Here is a 13,780-nt window from a genome sequence, read left to right on the forward strand (position 1 = left end):
GCGGCGCGCTGCGCCGACCCGTCGGCTCCATGTGGGCTACGAGGTTTCCTGCGCCGGGTGCTCGGTCCGATGAATGACGGGGAGTTTCTGCTCGATCGCCTTCGCCAGCACCGTCCCTGTGGTCCGGCCGAGCTCCTTCGCGATCACGGTGATCGGCTTGGTACCTGCCAGTGTCTTCAGCCTGCTAAGGTCTTGCTCACTCCACGATTGCTTCCAGCGTGCCATGTCCCCGGGTCCAACTACAAAAGCCCCCACGCCCGGCTCTCATTTTGGTTGAGTCCATTCCGGAATGCAGCTGAATAAGGTGTGCCGCGGACAGCAAGGGGTGTTCCGTCAGCTCGAAGCGTTCTGGCACAAACTGCACTTGTCACCTCTGGTGTGCGGAGTTTGGATTGTGGGTTGTGCGCCGGACCGGAGCGCCTCGGTACAAGCACAGGTGTTACCCGACCGGCACAACAGACCAGGGTCAATTGCCGCGCGCAAAAATCTTTCGCTTTACCGAATTTCGGAATTGTCGCGTCTTCCACCCAGCGCATCCCTGTCAGAAGGACGTATCGCGATCGTCACAGCGTGATGTCCGGTTTTCAAAAAGCACGCAAACTTTGTCGAATCCGATCAGGATCGCAAATGTGCAGGCGCGACCAAACGTCGTCACTCGTGTCCGATCTTGCGCCGGAAAATATTGGCGCAATAATGCCGCTCTACGCTGTGATCCGGAATCAACCGGACCAGCATTGTGGAGGGCGACGAAAGTGTTCGCTCGCGCCGCGGCCTCGGCCGCCGTGATCATCACCTTGGTCGCCATTGATGGTGCGGCCGCACAAACGACCAACCAGCCGCCGGATACAATGGCGGCGCGGGTGGAGGCTTGCACGCCCTGTCACGGCAACAAGGGCGAAGGCACCAGCGACGTCTATTTTCCGCGCCTTGCCGGCAAGCCGGCCGGTTATCTCTACAACCAGCTGCTCGCCTTCCGCAGCGGCCGGCGCAAATACCCGCCGATGAACTATCTCTTGGAATTCCTGCCCGATCCGTATCTGGAAGCGATGGCGGAATATTTTGCCAGCGAGCATCCGCCGCTGCCGCCGCCTGCGCCGAGCGAAGTCAGCAAGGACGTCTTGGCGCAGGGCGAGCTGCTGGCGACCAGCGGCGATGCCGGTCGTAACATACCGGCGTGCGTGAGCTGTCACGGTCCCGGCCTCACGGGCATGCAGCCCGGCATCCCCGGCCTGCTCGGCCTGCGCGCCGCCTATATCAGCGCGCAGCTCGGCGCCTGGCGCTATGGCACGCGCACAGCGAAGTCGCCCGACTGCATGCAGCTCGTCGCCGGACACTTGACGGAAGCAGATGTTACCGCCGTCGCAGCCTGGCTCGCGACGCGTCCCGCGCCCGCCAACCCGGCTCCCGTGCCGAAAGGCACCTACGCGCTGCCGTTCGGCTGCGGCAGCCAGCCCAACTGACGAGGCGGATGATGGGCTCGAAACTGTCGATCGCATTCCTCGCCCTCGCTGCGCTCACGACTGTCGCGCAGGCGCAGGACAAGAGCAGCGACATCATCGCGCGCGGCGAATATCTTGCCCGTGCCGGCGACTGCACCGCCTGCCACACTGCGCCTGAAGGACGCCTGTTCGCCGGCGGCCGCGCCATGCCGACGCCGTTCGGCACACTCTACACCTCCAACATCACGCCGGACCCCGATACCGGGATCGGCAAATGGAGCGCCGACGATTTCTACAAGACCATGCACAGTGGCCGCTTCCCGGACGGCGGGCTGATCTACCCGGCAATGCCGTTCCCCTCCTACACAAAGGTCACGCGCGCCGACAGCGACGCGATCTTCGCCTACCTGAAGTCGGTCCCGCCGGTGAACCAGAAGAACAAGCCGCACGATTTGCGTTTTCCCTACGACAACCGCCAGCTCATCCTCGGCTGGCGCACGCTGTTCTTCCGTGAGGGCGAATTCAAGCCCGACCCGACCAAATCGGCGGAATGGAATCGCGGCGCGTACCTCGTCGAAGGCCTCGGCCATTGCGGCATGTGCCATTCGCCGATCAACGCGCTCGGCGGCACCTCGCAATCGGACGCCTTCAAGGGCGGCCTGATCCCGATGCAGAACTGGTACGCGCCCTCGCTCACCTCCAACCGAGAGGCCGGCCTCGGCGACTGGAGCATCAAGGACATCACCGACCTGCTCCAGACCGGCGTCTCCGCGCGCGGCGTGGTCTACGGGCCGATGGCCGAGGTCGTGCACAACAGCCTGCAGTATCTTGACGACGCCGACACCCGGGCGATGGCGGTCTACCTCAAGGGCATCGCGGAAGGCTCCTCGTCCCCGCCGGCAAGCTCGGCGCTGCCGACGACCGAGAGCAGCCTGTTGATCAGCCTCGGCAAGACCGTCTACGACAAGAATTGCGCGAGCTGTCACGGCACGCAGGGCGAAGGCAAGCCGCCGCACTGGCCGCCACTCGCCAACAACCAATCGATCGAGATGCAGTCCGCGGTCAATCCGATCCGCATGGTGCTCAATGGCGGCTATCCGCCGGGCACCAAGGGCAACCCGATGCCCTACGGCATGCCGCCCTTCGCGGGCCTCCTCTCCGACAACGAGGTCGCCGCCGTCGTCTCCTACATCCGCACCGCCTGGGGCAATCGCGGCACGCCGGTCTCGGCACGCGAGGCCAACGAGCTGCGCTCCGCACCGCTGAACTGAGAGGCGCCAGAGATCCGTCATGATCAACTCCGATCCGCCGACCAGCCCAGCCGCCGCCGACCAGGCCGTCGAGGAGGTCGTTGCCCAGGGCCCATCAGGTGCGATCGTGCTCGCCGGCATTGCCACGGCCTGCGTGGTCGCGATGTGGCTCGCCTTCTATCTGTTCGTGTTCCTGCCGCGCGGGCCACTGCAATGAGTGCCGAGGAAACCCACGGTAACGGTAGCGCCAGCGCCGAGGTTGCGGCCCGCGTCGAGCGGCGCTGGGCCACCATTGCGGTGATCATCATCGTGGCGATGGCGCTGCTCGCGGCCTTCGCCGGCATCCATCGCGCGACCATGCCACAGCCGCGCGTCGAGACCACCGATCCCTCACGGATCCATCTGTCCGGAGAATTCGTCGAGAGCAATCTCGGCAGCGTGCTGGAAGCCAATGGCAATGTCACCGTGCGCGCGATCGGCCAGCAATATTCCTTCACGCCGGCCTGCATCGTGGTGCCCGTGGACACGCCGATCACCCTGCGCGCCACCAGCGCCGACGTCGTCCACGGCATCCTGGTCCAGGGCACCAACATCAACACCATGCTGGTGCCGGGCTACGTCTCCGAGCAGCTGATGCGTTTTACGAGGACCGGCGACTATCTGATGCCCTGCCAGGAGTTTTGCTCCTTCGGTCACGAGGGCATGTGGGGCAAGGTCAGGGTAATCGACAAGACCGAATTCGCTGATCGTGCGAAGGGTGGCGGGAGGCTGAGCTGTGTTGGCCAATAGGAAGCTCATTCTCGCCCATTTCTGGCTGGCCTTCGGCGTGTTCGGCATAGCGCTCACGCTCGGCGCCTGGCAGATGTTCATCCGCAGCCCGATCGGCACCTGGCTGTCCAATCCCGAGCTCTATTACCGCTCGCTGACCGCGCATGGCACGGTGATGGGCTATGTGTTCCCCACGCTGGTCGCGATGGGCTTTGGCTATGCCATCAGCGAATCCGCGCTGGAGCAGCGCCTTGTCGGCGTGCGCTGGGCCTGGACCGGCTTCTGGCTGATCGTCATCGGCAGCATCATGGCGGTGATCCCGATCGCAATGGGGCGCGCCTCGGTGCTCTACACGTTTTATCCACCGCTGATCGGCAACGTCTTCTACTATCTCGGCGTCGTACTGGTCGTGGTCGGCTCCTGGATCTGGGTCGCGCTGATGTCGATCAACTTGCGCGTCTGGCGCAAGGCCCATCCCGGTGCGCCGGTGCCGCTGGCGATGTTCGCAAACGTCGCAGGCTCCTATTTGTGGGCATGGACCGCGGTCGGCGCCGCGCTCGAGCTGCTGCTCCAGATCATTCCGGTCGCGGCGGGGCTGAAGAACACCATCGATGCAGGCCTTGCCCGCGTCTTCTTCTCCTGGACGCTGCACGCCATCGTCTATTTCTGGCTGGTGCCGACCTACATCGCCTATTACACCCTCGTGCCGCGCGCGATCGGCGGCCGGATCTATTCCGACACCATGGCGCGGATCTCGTTCATCCTGTTCCTGGTGGTGGCAATGCCGATCGGCATGCACCACACCTTCGCCGATCCGCAAGTCGGCGCCGGCTTCAAGTTCATCCATTCGGCCTTCACCGCGCTGGTCGCGCTGCCGACGCTGCTGACGGTGTTCACGATCTGCGCCTCGGTCGAGATCGCAGCACGCCTGCGCGGCGGCCGCGGGATGTTCGGCTGGATCAGGGCCCTGCCCTGGGACAATCCAATGCTGCTGGCACTGGCCTTCTCCTTCGTCATGCTCGGCTTCGGCGGCGCCGGCGGGCTCATCAACATGAGCTATCAGCTCGATGCCTCCATCCACAACACGCAGTGGATCACAGGCCATTTCCACCTGATCTTCGGCGGCGCCATCGTGATCATGTATTTCGCGATCGCCTATGATCTGTGGCCGCATCTGACCGGGCGCGAGCTGTTCGATGTCCGCCTGATCCGCACCCAGCTCTGGCTGTGGTTCATCGGCATGATCGTCACCACCTTCCCGTGGCACTGGGTCGGCATTTTGGGCATGCCGCGGCGCATGGCCTATTTCGACTTCGGCGATCCCGCGATTGCGCCGCAGGCGCTCTCGGTGACGTTCTCCGCGATCGGCGGCTTCATCCTGCTCACGTCAGGCATCCTGTTCCTGGTGGTCCTGGCGCGCGGCATGCGCGCACCGCAGGCCGATGCGGGTCCCTATCGCTTCGCCATTGCCGTGCACCAGCCGGCGACCGTGCCGATCGCGCTCAACACGCATGCGCTCTGGGTGGCGCTGATGATCGGCCTCACGCTCACCAATTACGGCTATCCGATCCTGACGCTGGCGCTGACCGAGGGCACGTCAGTGCCGGCCGTCTATGTGGGAGCGCAGTGATGAGCGCGCGCGACCTCTTCACCTTCAGCAACTGGCATTTCACAAGAAGCGTCGGCATCACCGCCGCAATTCTCGTCGTGACGGTGATTGTGGGCTTCATCGTGCTGCCTTTCGCGCAACCCTGGGTCCAGTTCGCCAATGTCTGGGACGCGATCTGCAGCGCCGCCGGCGTGCCGCAACGCGCGGCGAACGTCGCAGCGCCCGAGCAGACAAAGCGCCTGTCGGAGGTCGTGCTCACCTCGCACACGCTGGCGCGTCCGAGCCAGGAGGCGATCGGTCGCGGCGCGACGCTGGCGCAGCGCTGCGCGATCTGCCATGGCCCGACCGGCATCAGCCGCGCGGACTCCCCGAACCTCGCCGGCCAGTATGCCGCCGTGATCTACAAGGAGTTGCATGATTTCCGCTCGGGCGCGCGCACCAATGCAGTGATGTCGCCGTTCGCCGTCAACCTGACGGACCAGGAGATCGCCGATCTCTCCAACTATTACGCCTATCTGCCGCGGCTGCCGGCCTATCACCCGACGCCGCAACTGCCAAAGCCGAACATCGTCATCTACGGCGCGCCGATGCGCGGCATCGCGCCCTGCGGCTCGTGTCATGGCAGCCTCGACAACAAGACCGGCAGCCCGTGGCTCGAGGGCCAGTCCGAGGCCTACATGAAGGCGCAGCTGCAGGCCTTTGCCTCCGGCGAGCGCCGCAACGACATCAGCCAGCAGATGCGCAACATCGCCCGCGCGATGACGCCGCAGGAGATCGACCAGGCCGCGGCGTATTACGCCTCGCAGCCGCCGGATGTGGTGAAGGCGGTGGATTGATCAGGACGGCGCCAGCTTCGGCCGGCCGTAGATCGCATCGGCGCGCTTTTCGAACGCCATCGAAAACCGCGCAAACGCCGCGTCGAACATCGAGCCCATCAGCATCGCCAGCATGCGACTCCTGAACTCGTAGGACAGGAAGAAGCCGACGTCGCAGACGTCTTTGCCATCCTGCTGGCCCTTCGGCTCGAACGTCCAGCGGTTTTCCAGATTGCTGAACGGGCCTTGCAGATATTCGACCAGGATCTTCAGGTTCGCGCGGTCGAGCGTGACGCGGCTGGTGAAGGACTCCTTGACCAGCTTGAACGACACCGTCATGTCCGCAATCAGCACCTCGGTGCCATCGGGCTTGGCCATGCGCTGGCGCACTTTCAGCGCGCTGCACAGCGGCACGAATTCCGGGTAGCGCTCGACGTCGGCGACCAGATCGAACATCTCGGACGCGCTGTGATTGACACGGCGCTTGCTCGAAAATTTAGGCATGGCGGTTCAGCGGGCGCTAGCTGCCCGTGCGGCCTTCAGTTTCGCAAAGTCCTCGCCGGCGTGATGGGACGAGCGGGTGAGCGGGCTCGCCGACACCATCAGGAAGCCTTTGGTGTAGGCGACCTTCTCGTAGGACGCGAACTCATCCGGCGGCACGTAGCGCATCACGGCATGGTGCTTGCGGGTCGGCTGAAGATATTGCCCGATGGTCAGGAAGTCGACGTCGGCGGAACGCAGATCGTCCATCACCTGCTGCACCTCGTGGCGCTCCTCGCCAAGGCCGACCATGATGCCTGACTTGGTGAAGATGGTGGGATCGAGCTCCTTGACCCGCTGCAGCAGCCGGATCGAGTGGAAATAGCGCGCGCCCGGGCGCACCGTGAGATAGCGCGACGGCACGGTCTCGAGATTGTGGTTGAACACGTCGGGCTTCGCCGCGACGACCACCTCCAGCGCGCCCTCCTTGCGCAGGAAATCCGGCGTCAGGATCTCGATCGTGGTCGAGGGGCACGCGGCGCGAATCGCGCCGATGGTCTGGGCGAAGTGCTCGGCGCCGCCGTCCGCGAGATCATCGCGGTCGACCGAGGTGATGACGACGTGGGCGAGGCCCAGCTTGGCGACGGCCTCGGCAACGTTCTGCGGCTCGGCCGCATCCAGCGCGTTGGGCAGGCCGGTCTTGACGTTGCAGAAGGCGCAGGCCCGGGTGCAGGTGTCACCCATGATCATGAAGGTCGCGTGCTTCTTGTCCCAGCACTCGCCGATATTCGGGCAGCCCGCCTCCTCGCACACCGTGTGCAGGCCGTTGGCGCGCACGATGTTGCGGGTGTCGGCATAGCCGCGGGTGTTGGGCGCGCGCACGCGGATCCAGTCCGGCTTCGGCGGCGAAGCGGAATCAGGGCGATTCACCTTTTCGGGGTGACGTGGGCGCAACGGGTTCGAGATAGTGTCGACAATAACGACCATGGGCTGTCCGGTCTGTTCAGGTCCTACCTAGTCGGTCTGGCTGCCTGCCGCAACCCGGCTCGCCCTGCTTCAGGGAACATGGCAGATATGGGCAATATCCTGCTCTGTTCTCTGGCGATTCTCACCTCGAATGGCTCCAGTCTCGAAGACCTCTACCCCACGGCTCGGCAAAGCCCTGAAGCGGACCTTTTTCGACCGCGACGTGCGCGAGGTCGCGCCCGACCTGATCGGCGCGACCATGCTGGTCGACGGCGTCGGCGGCATCATCGTCGAGGTCGAGGCCTATCATCATACCGAGCCGGCGGCGCATTCCTACAACGGCCCAACGCCGCGGAACCAAATCATGTTCGGCCCGCCCGGCTTTGCCTATGTCTACCGCTCCTACGGCATCCATTGGTGCGTCAATTTCGTCTGCGAGGAGGAAGGCTCGGCCAGCGCCGTACTGATCCGCGCGCTGGAGCCGACCCATGGCCTCGCCGCGATGCGCCGCCGCCGCCATCTCCAGGACGTCCACGCACTGTGCTCGGGCCCCGGCAAGCTGACCGAGGCGCTCGGCATCACCATCGCGCACAACACCCTGCCGCTGGACCGCCCGCCGATCGCGCTGCATGCGCGGACGGAGGACGTGGAGGTCGCCGCCGGCATCCGGATCGGCATCACCAAGGCGGTCGAGCTGCCCTGGCGCTATGGCATCAGGGGCTCGAAGTTCTTGAGCAAGCCGTTTCCGAAGTGAAGGTCATTCTGGGATTCCGGGTTCGGCTCGTCGAGCCGCCCCGGAATGACGTACGTCTCACGTCGCCTGCTTCAGCCGCTCCAGCGCCTCGAGCAGCTTGGCCTTGCGGGCCAGCGCCGCCTCGCGCTTTTCGCGCTCCTCCTCGACGACCTCCTCGGCCGCGTTGGCGACGAACTTCTCGTTCGCCAGCTTCGACTCGGCGCGCTTGATGTCGGCGTCGGCCTTGCCGATCTCCTTGTCGAGGCGCGTGCGCTCGGCGGCGACATCGATGACGCCCTTCAGAGGCAGGGCGGCCACTTCGCCGCGAACGAGGAGCTGAACCGCGCCATCAGGCGCGCGGTCGGCGAAGGAGATGTCCGACAGGCGTGCCATGCGCTTGATGACGTCGGTCCAGCGCGGCGCGCGTTCCCTGGTCTCGGCCGAGGCGCCCGCGAGCACGAGCGCAGTCAGCGTTGCCGGCGGGATGTTCATCTCGGCACGCACCGAGCGGATCTGCGTGACGAGATCGATCACCCAGCCGATCTCCGCTTCCGCCTTGGGATCGGTGAAGTCGGCATGGTCGAAGATCGGCATGACCAGGGCCGGCGAGATCAGTGGATCGGTAGGACCTGCCGCAGCCGCAAGCATCGCGAGCTGCTCCGGTGTCGGTCCGGTCGGCTTCAGTGGCCATGCGGCCAGCGCCAGCAGGCTCTCGCGCTTGGCCGTCACCTCCCACAGTTCTTCGGTAATGAAGGGCATGAAGGGATGCAGCAGCTTCAGGATCTCGTCGCGCGCCCAGGCGACCATGGCGCGGGTCTCGTCCTTGGCGGGGCTGTCGGGGCCGAGCAACACGGGCTTGGCGAGCTCGACATACCAGTCGCAATAGACGTTCCAGACGAAGCGATAGATGCTGCCTGCGGCATCGTTGAAGCGGTAGGCTTCGATCGCCTCGGTCACCTCGCGCGTGGTGTGCGCGCTCTCATGCGCGATCCAGCGGTTCAGTGTCTCCTTGGCCTTGGCCGGCTCGAAACCTTCGGGCACGGCGCAATGGTTCATCTCCGCGAAGCGGGATGCATTCCAGAGCTTGGTCGCGAAATTTCGGTAGCCCTCGACACGGCTGGTGGCGAGCTTGATGTCGCGTCCCTGTGCCGCCATCGCGGCCAGCGTGAAGCGCAGCGCGTCGGCGCCGTATTCGTCGATCAGGTTGAGCGGGTCGATGACGTTGCCCTTCGACTTCGACATCTTGGCGCCCTTCTCGTCGCGGACGAGGGCGTGGATGTAGATCGTCGAGAACGGCACCTCCTTCATAAAGTGCAGGCCCATCATCATCATGCGGGCGACCCAGAAGAAGATGATGTCGAAGCCGGTGACGAGCGCATTGGTCGGGTAGTAGCGCTTCACCTCCGGCGCATCGTCGGGCCAGCCGAGCGTCGAGAACGGCCACAGCGCCGAGGAGAACCAGGTGTCGAGCACGTCCTCGTCGCGCGTGATGAATCCCTCGCGCTTGTTGCGATCGAGCGCCATCTCGCGGCCCTGCTCGGCCGTGATGACCTCCTGCTCGACGTAATAGCCGAGCGCGTGGCTGACTGCCTCCTCCTCGGTCTCGGCGACGAACACCTTGCCGTCGGGACCGTACCAGGCCGGGATCTGATGGCCCCACCAGAGCTGGCGCGAGATGCACCAGGGCTGGATGTTCTCCATCCACTCGAAATAGGTCTTTTCCCAGTTCTTCGGCACGAAGGTCGTCTCGCCCGAGCGGACAGCCGCCATCGCGGGCTTCGCCAACGTCTTGGCGTCGACGTACCACTGGTCGGTCAGATACGGCTCGATCACGCTGTTCGAGCGGTCGCCATGTGGCACCATGTGGGTGTGCGGTTCGATCCGCTCGACGAAGCCGAACGATTCCAGTCGCTCGACGATGCGCTTGCGCGCGGCGAAACGGTCGACCTTGTTGAACTCCTCGGCGAATTGCGTAGCGCCTTCCGGCAGGCCCTTCAGATAATCCTCATTGTCGAGGAGATCGAGGCAGCCTTCCTTGTCGAGCACGCTGATGCGGCGCAGGCCGTGGCGGTTGCCGACCTCGAAGTCGTTGAAGTCGTGCGCCGGTGTCACCTTCACCGCGCCCGAGCCCTTTTCCGGATCGGAATACTCGTCGGCGACGATCTTGATCTTGCGCCCGACCAGCGGCAGGACGACGTTCTTGCCGACCAGCTTCTGGTAGCGCTCATCCTCGGGATGCACGGCCACGCCGGTGTCGCCGAGCATGGTCTCGGGCCGCGTGGTGGCGACGACGATGAAGCTCGAGGGATCCTCCGGGCTGAACGTCTTGCCCTCGATCGGATAGCGCAGATACCAGAGGTGGCCCTTCACCTCGGTCTGCTGCACTTCGAGATCGGAGATCGCGGTCAGCAGCTTGGTGTCCCAGTTCACCAGCCGCTTGTCCTTGTAGATCAGCCCCTCGCGGTGCAATTCGACGAACACCTTGATGACGGCCTTCGACAGGCCCTCGTCCATGGTGAAGCGCTCGCGCGACCAGTCGCAGGAGGCGCCGAGCCGCTTAAGCTGGTTGATGATGGTGTCGCCGCTCTCGGCCTTCCACTGCCAGACCCGCTCCAGGAACTTCTCGCGGCCCATCTCCCGGCGGCCGGGCTGCTGGCGCTCCATCAGCTGCCGCTCGACCACCATCTGGGTGGCGATGCCGGCATGGTCGGTGCCGGGCTGCCACAGCACGTCGCGGCCGCGCATGCGCTCGAACCGGCACAGGATGTCCTGGAGCGTGTTGTTGAGGGCATGGCCCATATGCAGCGAGCCCGTCACGTTCGGTGGCGGGATCACGATGGTGAAGGGCACGGCGTCGCGGCGGTCGGGACGGCCGGCCTTGAAGGCACGGCTGTCCTCCCACACCACGGACATGCGGGCTTCGATATCGGCGGGCTGGTAATTTTTCTCGATCATGGGGCTGCTAGAAAGCCGCGCGCGGGGGCCAAGTCAACGAAAACAAGGCCAACGAAAACAAGGTCAACGAAAACAAGTCCAGGGAAGGCCGGGCGGCAACGGGGCTTCCCGCCCCCTCGGCAGGCCGAACATGGCGCACAAGCGGGGCTTTATGAGGGCTGCGGGCCGGCTGCTAGCGGCCGCCGCGCGAGACCCGCTCGATTTCGGCCTTCACGATGCGTTCCACCAGGCCCGGCAAATTGTCATCGAGCCAGGATTTCAGCATCGGACGCAGCATCTCCTTGACCAGATCCTCCAGCGTCCGCGCATTGCTGCTCAGCACCGTGTGGGCCAGGGAGTTGAAGGCGGATTCGACCGCTGAGACCGTCGATTGCGCCAGGATCGGCTGCTGCGGCGGCAGCGGCGGCGCGTCGAAGTCCACCGCCGCATAGGACGGCGCCGGCGTCGGGCGCGGTGGCGGCGATTCGGCGAATTCGAGATCGTCGCGTGGCTCGACCTTGCGGAAGCTCGGCGGCGGTGGAGGCGGCGTCGGCTCAACCGCCATCTCGTCGGTCAATTCGAGCACGTCGGGCTCAGGCTCGGGCTCCGGAGCACGAACCTCGGGCGCAGGCGTCGCCGCATCGAGCCCCGCCAGCAGCGCGTCGATATCGTCCTGGCTGTTCGGTCCGGCATCCGCAGCGGGCGCGGGTGGCGGCGGCGCCGGAGCCGGCTTCGCAACCGGCGGCGGCGCGGGGTTCTCGGCTGCAGGTTTTGCAGGCGCGACCTTCGATGGCGGAATGTCGTTCATCGCCTGCGGCTTCGGCGGCGCGGCGGGCGCTGCGGCCTTCTCGGGCTTTGCAGCTTCTGCGGGCGGCGGCTTCGCCTCATCGTCGGCAATGATGCGCCGGATCGAGGCCAGAATCTCCTCCATCGAGGGTTCTGTGACCTTTGCAGGCTGCGTCATCTCCGACTCCACATCATCAACGCCCTCGCATGCGTTGTTTTACACCAAGCACGACAGGATTGGCCGGTTCCGGACGGACGCCCCGACATTTTCGTCGCGAGAGCCCGACTTGTCCCCAGTTCACGGCTCAACGTGCGACGGTGCGCCCCTGCCCTCGGCACTCAAGCTTTACGCACACGACATCGGTGCGGGGCGAATCGACCCGCATCTTCTTGGCAAGGCTATGTCAGGGATTTTGATGATTGCAAGCAAAGCGCCGGTCGGCCTCAACTGTTTGCGAGGCCGACCGGATGCTTACGGGACTTAGCGTCCGTCAGGCGTGCGCACCCCGGCCCAGCTGTCGCGGACCTGCTGGTAGTGAACGCTCGCATCATAGACCGTGGTCGAAAGGCCGAGAACCTGCGGCGCCAGACGGCCGACGGAATTGAGCACCGAATAGGACGCCACGACGCGGTCGTGCTGAGCCGTGACGAGCGCAACGCGCGCGTTCACCAGCGCTTGTTGCGCGTTCAGCACGTCGAGCGTGGTGCGCTGTCCCGCCTTTGCTTCTTCGCGCACACCGTTCAGCGCGATCTCGGAGGCCGTGACCTGCGCCTGCGCGGACTTCACCTGCGCCTTGCCGGCTTCCAGCTGGCCCCAGGCCTGCACGACGTTGGCGCGGGTCTGATCGCGGGTGGTCTCGAGATTCAGGCGCTGCTGCGCCAGATTTTCTTTCGACTGGCGGATCAGCGAATATTCCGCGCCGCCCTGGTAGATCGGCACGGAGGCGGTCGCGATGGCGGAAGCCGTATTGGTCCGGAAGACGGTCAGGCTCTGCTGGTAGGCCGTGCTGACGGCGGCCTGGAGCGTGACCGTGGGCAGCAGCGCGCCTTCGTTGATCTTGACCTGGAGATAGTTGACGTCGATGCCGTACATCGCGGCCGTGACGTTGGGGTTCTCCACCAGGCTGAGATTGACCGCCGAGGCGATCGTCGACGGCAGGAAACGATCGACCGGGGAGCCCGGGGCAAGGTTCGTCGGTTCGTTTCCGATGATGCGGCGGAAGTTCGCGCGCGTCGTCGTGAGATTCGATTCGGCGGTCAGGGCCTGGGTCCTGCCGGCTGCCAGCTGCGCTTCGGATTGCGCGACGTCGGTGCGCGTGACCTCGCCGACGTTGAAGCGATCGCGCGTTTGCTTGAGCGTCTGTTCGAGCACGCGCACGTTGCTGCGCTGAACCTCGAGCGTTGCCGCATCACGCAGATAGTCCATGTAGGTCGTGGCGGCCTGCAGCAGGACCGACTGCTCGAGCACGCGCAATGCCTCGCGCGATCCCGAGACCTGGCTCTCCGCCGCGCGCGTCCTGTTGGCGGTCTGATTGCCGTTGTAGAGCGTCTGGTTGACGGTCAGGCTGGCGCTGTTCGGTTGAAGGGGCGGATCGCTGTGGATCCCCGGGCCCCTCTGCACTTGTTGGATATCCTGATACTGATAACCGGTGCTGAGGCTGACCCCGACCCTGGGGCGATAACCCGACAAGGCCTGCGGCACGTTTTCGTCGGTCGAGCGCACCTGGGCGCGTTGTGCGTTGAGCTGCGGATTGTTCTGATAGGCGCGCACCAAGGCGGCCTCGATCGTGTCCGCCAAGGCAGGCGCCGGCCCTGCAAGCGCCAGCAGCAGGACCGAAACCGCAGCTCCGGTGAAGAGCTTCACCCCATGCATCCCAAAAATTCCGTTCATCTTAACGCCCGACTCGTGCCCGCGAGCTGGGTGACGTCTACCGAGTGGAGTCGTTGCCCCGTCGCAACATAGGACGCGGATTTGCGCAACGGAACTACCTGAAGGCAGT

At 65.0% G+C, this 13,780-nt stretch carries 13 protein-coding genes; 7 read left to right on the forward strand and 6 right to left on the reverse strand.

Annotated elements, in window-relative coordinates; all coding sequences use genetic code 11:
- Nucleotides 1-36 precede the first annotated feature (36 nt).
- On the reverse strand, nucleotides 37-225 hold the full coding sequence (locus BRAGE_RS0115710; RefSeq protein WP_027558038.1) for a hypothetical protein: 189 nt from the start codon (nucleotides 223-225) through the stop codon (nucleotides 37-39).
- 527 nt (nucleotides 226-752) lie between these two features.
- Between BRAGE_RS0115710 and BRAGE_RS0115715 the strand changes: the two genes are divergently transcribed.
- Genes BRAGE_RS0115715 through BRAGE_RS0115740 form a run of 6 tightly spaced genes read left to right on the forward strand, consistent with a single transcriptional unit; the run spans nucleotide 753 to nucleotide 5,902 of the window.
- The gene (locus BRAGE_RS0115715; protein ID WP_027558037.1) at nucleotides 753-1,460 is read left to right on the forward strand and encodes a c-type cytochrome; all 708 of its coding nucleotides are present in this window, start codon (nucleotides 753-755) and stop codon (nucleotides 1,458-1,460) included.
- Between the two features lie 11 nt (nucleotides 1,461-1,471).
- Nucleotides 1,472-2,710 carry a cytochrome c gene (locus BRAGE_RS0115720; protein WP_084334183.1) on the forward strand — a complete coding sequence of 413 codons (1,239 nt, stop codon included), beginning with the start codon at nucleotides 1,472-1,474 and terminating at the stop codon, nucleotides 2,708-2,710.
- Between the two features lie 19 nt (nucleotides 2,711-2,729).
- Nucleotides 2,730-2,906: a hypothetical protein gene (locus BRAGE_RS55860; protein ID WP_018641890.1), complete on the forward strand. Its 177-nt coding sequence runs from the start codon at nucleotides 2,730-2,732 to the stop codon at nucleotides 2,904-2,906.
- A complete protein-coding gene (locus tag BRAGE_RS0115730; protein ID WP_027558035.1) occupies nucleotides 2,903-3,478 on the forward strand; it encodes a cytochrome c oxidase subunit II in 576 nt (191 codons plus the stop codon). The genes BRAGE_RS55860 and BRAGE_RS0115730 overlap by 4 nt, the downstream gene beginning before the upstream one ends.
- The gene (locus BRAGE_RS0115735; RefSeq protein WP_027558034.1) at nucleotides 3,465-5,087 is read left to right on the forward strand and encodes a b(o/a)3-type cytochrome-c oxidase subunit 1; all 1,623 of its coding nucleotides are present in this window, start codon (nucleotides 3,465-3,467) and stop codon (nucleotides 5,085-5,087) included. The genes BRAGE_RS0115730 and BRAGE_RS0115735 overlap by 14 nt, the downstream gene beginning before the upstream one ends.
- A complete protein-coding gene (locus tag BRAGE_RS0115740) occupies nucleotides 5,087-5,902 on the forward strand; it encodes a c-type cytochrome (RefSeq protein WP_027558033.1) in 816 nt (271 codons plus the stop codon). Before BRAGE_RS0115735 ends, BRAGE_RS0115740 begins: the two co-directional genes overlap by 1 nt.
- Here BRAGE_RS0115740 and BRAGE_RS0115745 read toward each other — a convergent pair whose 3' ends face one another.
- Entirely contained in the window at nucleotides 5,903-6,385 is a 483-nt protein-coding gene (locus tag BRAGE_RS0115745; RefSeq protein ID WP_027558032.1) for a type II toxin-antitoxin system RatA family toxin, read from the reverse strand.
- Nucleotides 6,386-6,391: 6 nt separating this feature from the next.
- Nucleotides 6,392-7,348 carry a lipoyl synthase gene (gene lipA / locus BRAGE_RS0115750; RefSeq protein ID WP_027558031.1) on the reverse strand — a complete coding sequence of 319 codons (957 nt, stop codon included), beginning with the start codon at nucleotides 7,346-7,348 and terminating at the stop codon, nucleotides 6,392-6,394.
- A 130-nt stretch (nucleotides 7,349-7,478) separates the two neighbouring features.
- On the opposite strand from lipA, the gene BRAGE_RS0115755 reads away from it, so the two are divergent.
- The gene (locus BRAGE_RS0115755; RefSeq protein WP_027558030.1) at nucleotides 7,479-8,081 is read left to right on the forward strand and encodes a DNA-3-methyladenine glycosylase; all 603 of its coding nucleotides are present in this window, start codon (nucleotides 7,479-7,481) and stop codon (nucleotides 8,079-8,081) included.
- A 57-nt stretch (nucleotides 8,082-8,138) separates the two neighbouring features.
- Here the strand turns inward: BRAGE_RS0115755 and BRAGE_RS0115760 are convergent, their stop codons facing one another.
- The 3 genes from BRAGE_RS0115760 to BRAGE_RS0115770 form a co-directional block, all read right to left on the reverse strand.
- Nucleotides 8,139-11,015, reverse strand: a complete 2,877-nt coding sequence (locus tag BRAGE_RS0115760; protein ID WP_027558029.1) for a valine--tRNA ligase — start codon at nucleotides 11,013-11,015, stop codon at nucleotides 8,139-8,141.
- Between the two features lie 172 nt (nucleotides 11,016-11,187).
- On the reverse strand, nucleotides 11,188-11,958 hold the full coding sequence (locus tag BRAGE_RS0115765; protein WP_027558028.1) for a PopZ family protein: 771 nt from the start codon (nucleotides 11,956-11,958) through the stop codon (nucleotides 11,188-11,190).
- A gap of 303 nt (nucleotides 11,959-12,261) precedes the next feature.
- Nucleotides 12,262-13,653 (reverse strand): TolC family outer membrane protein, encoded by a 1,392-nt coding sequence (locus BRAGE_RS0115770; RefSeq protein ID WP_027558027.1) that lies wholly within the window; start codon nucleotides 13,651-13,653, stop codon nucleotides 12,262-12,264.
- Nucleotides 13,654-13,780: the final 127 nt, after the last annotated feature.

The sequence above is a fragment of the Bradyrhizobium genosp. SA-4 str. CB756 genome (assembly GCF_000473125.1).
GTDB lineage: Bacteria > Pseudomonadota > Alphaproteobacteria > Rhizobiales > Xanthobacteraceae > Bradyrhizobium > Bradyrhizobium arachidis.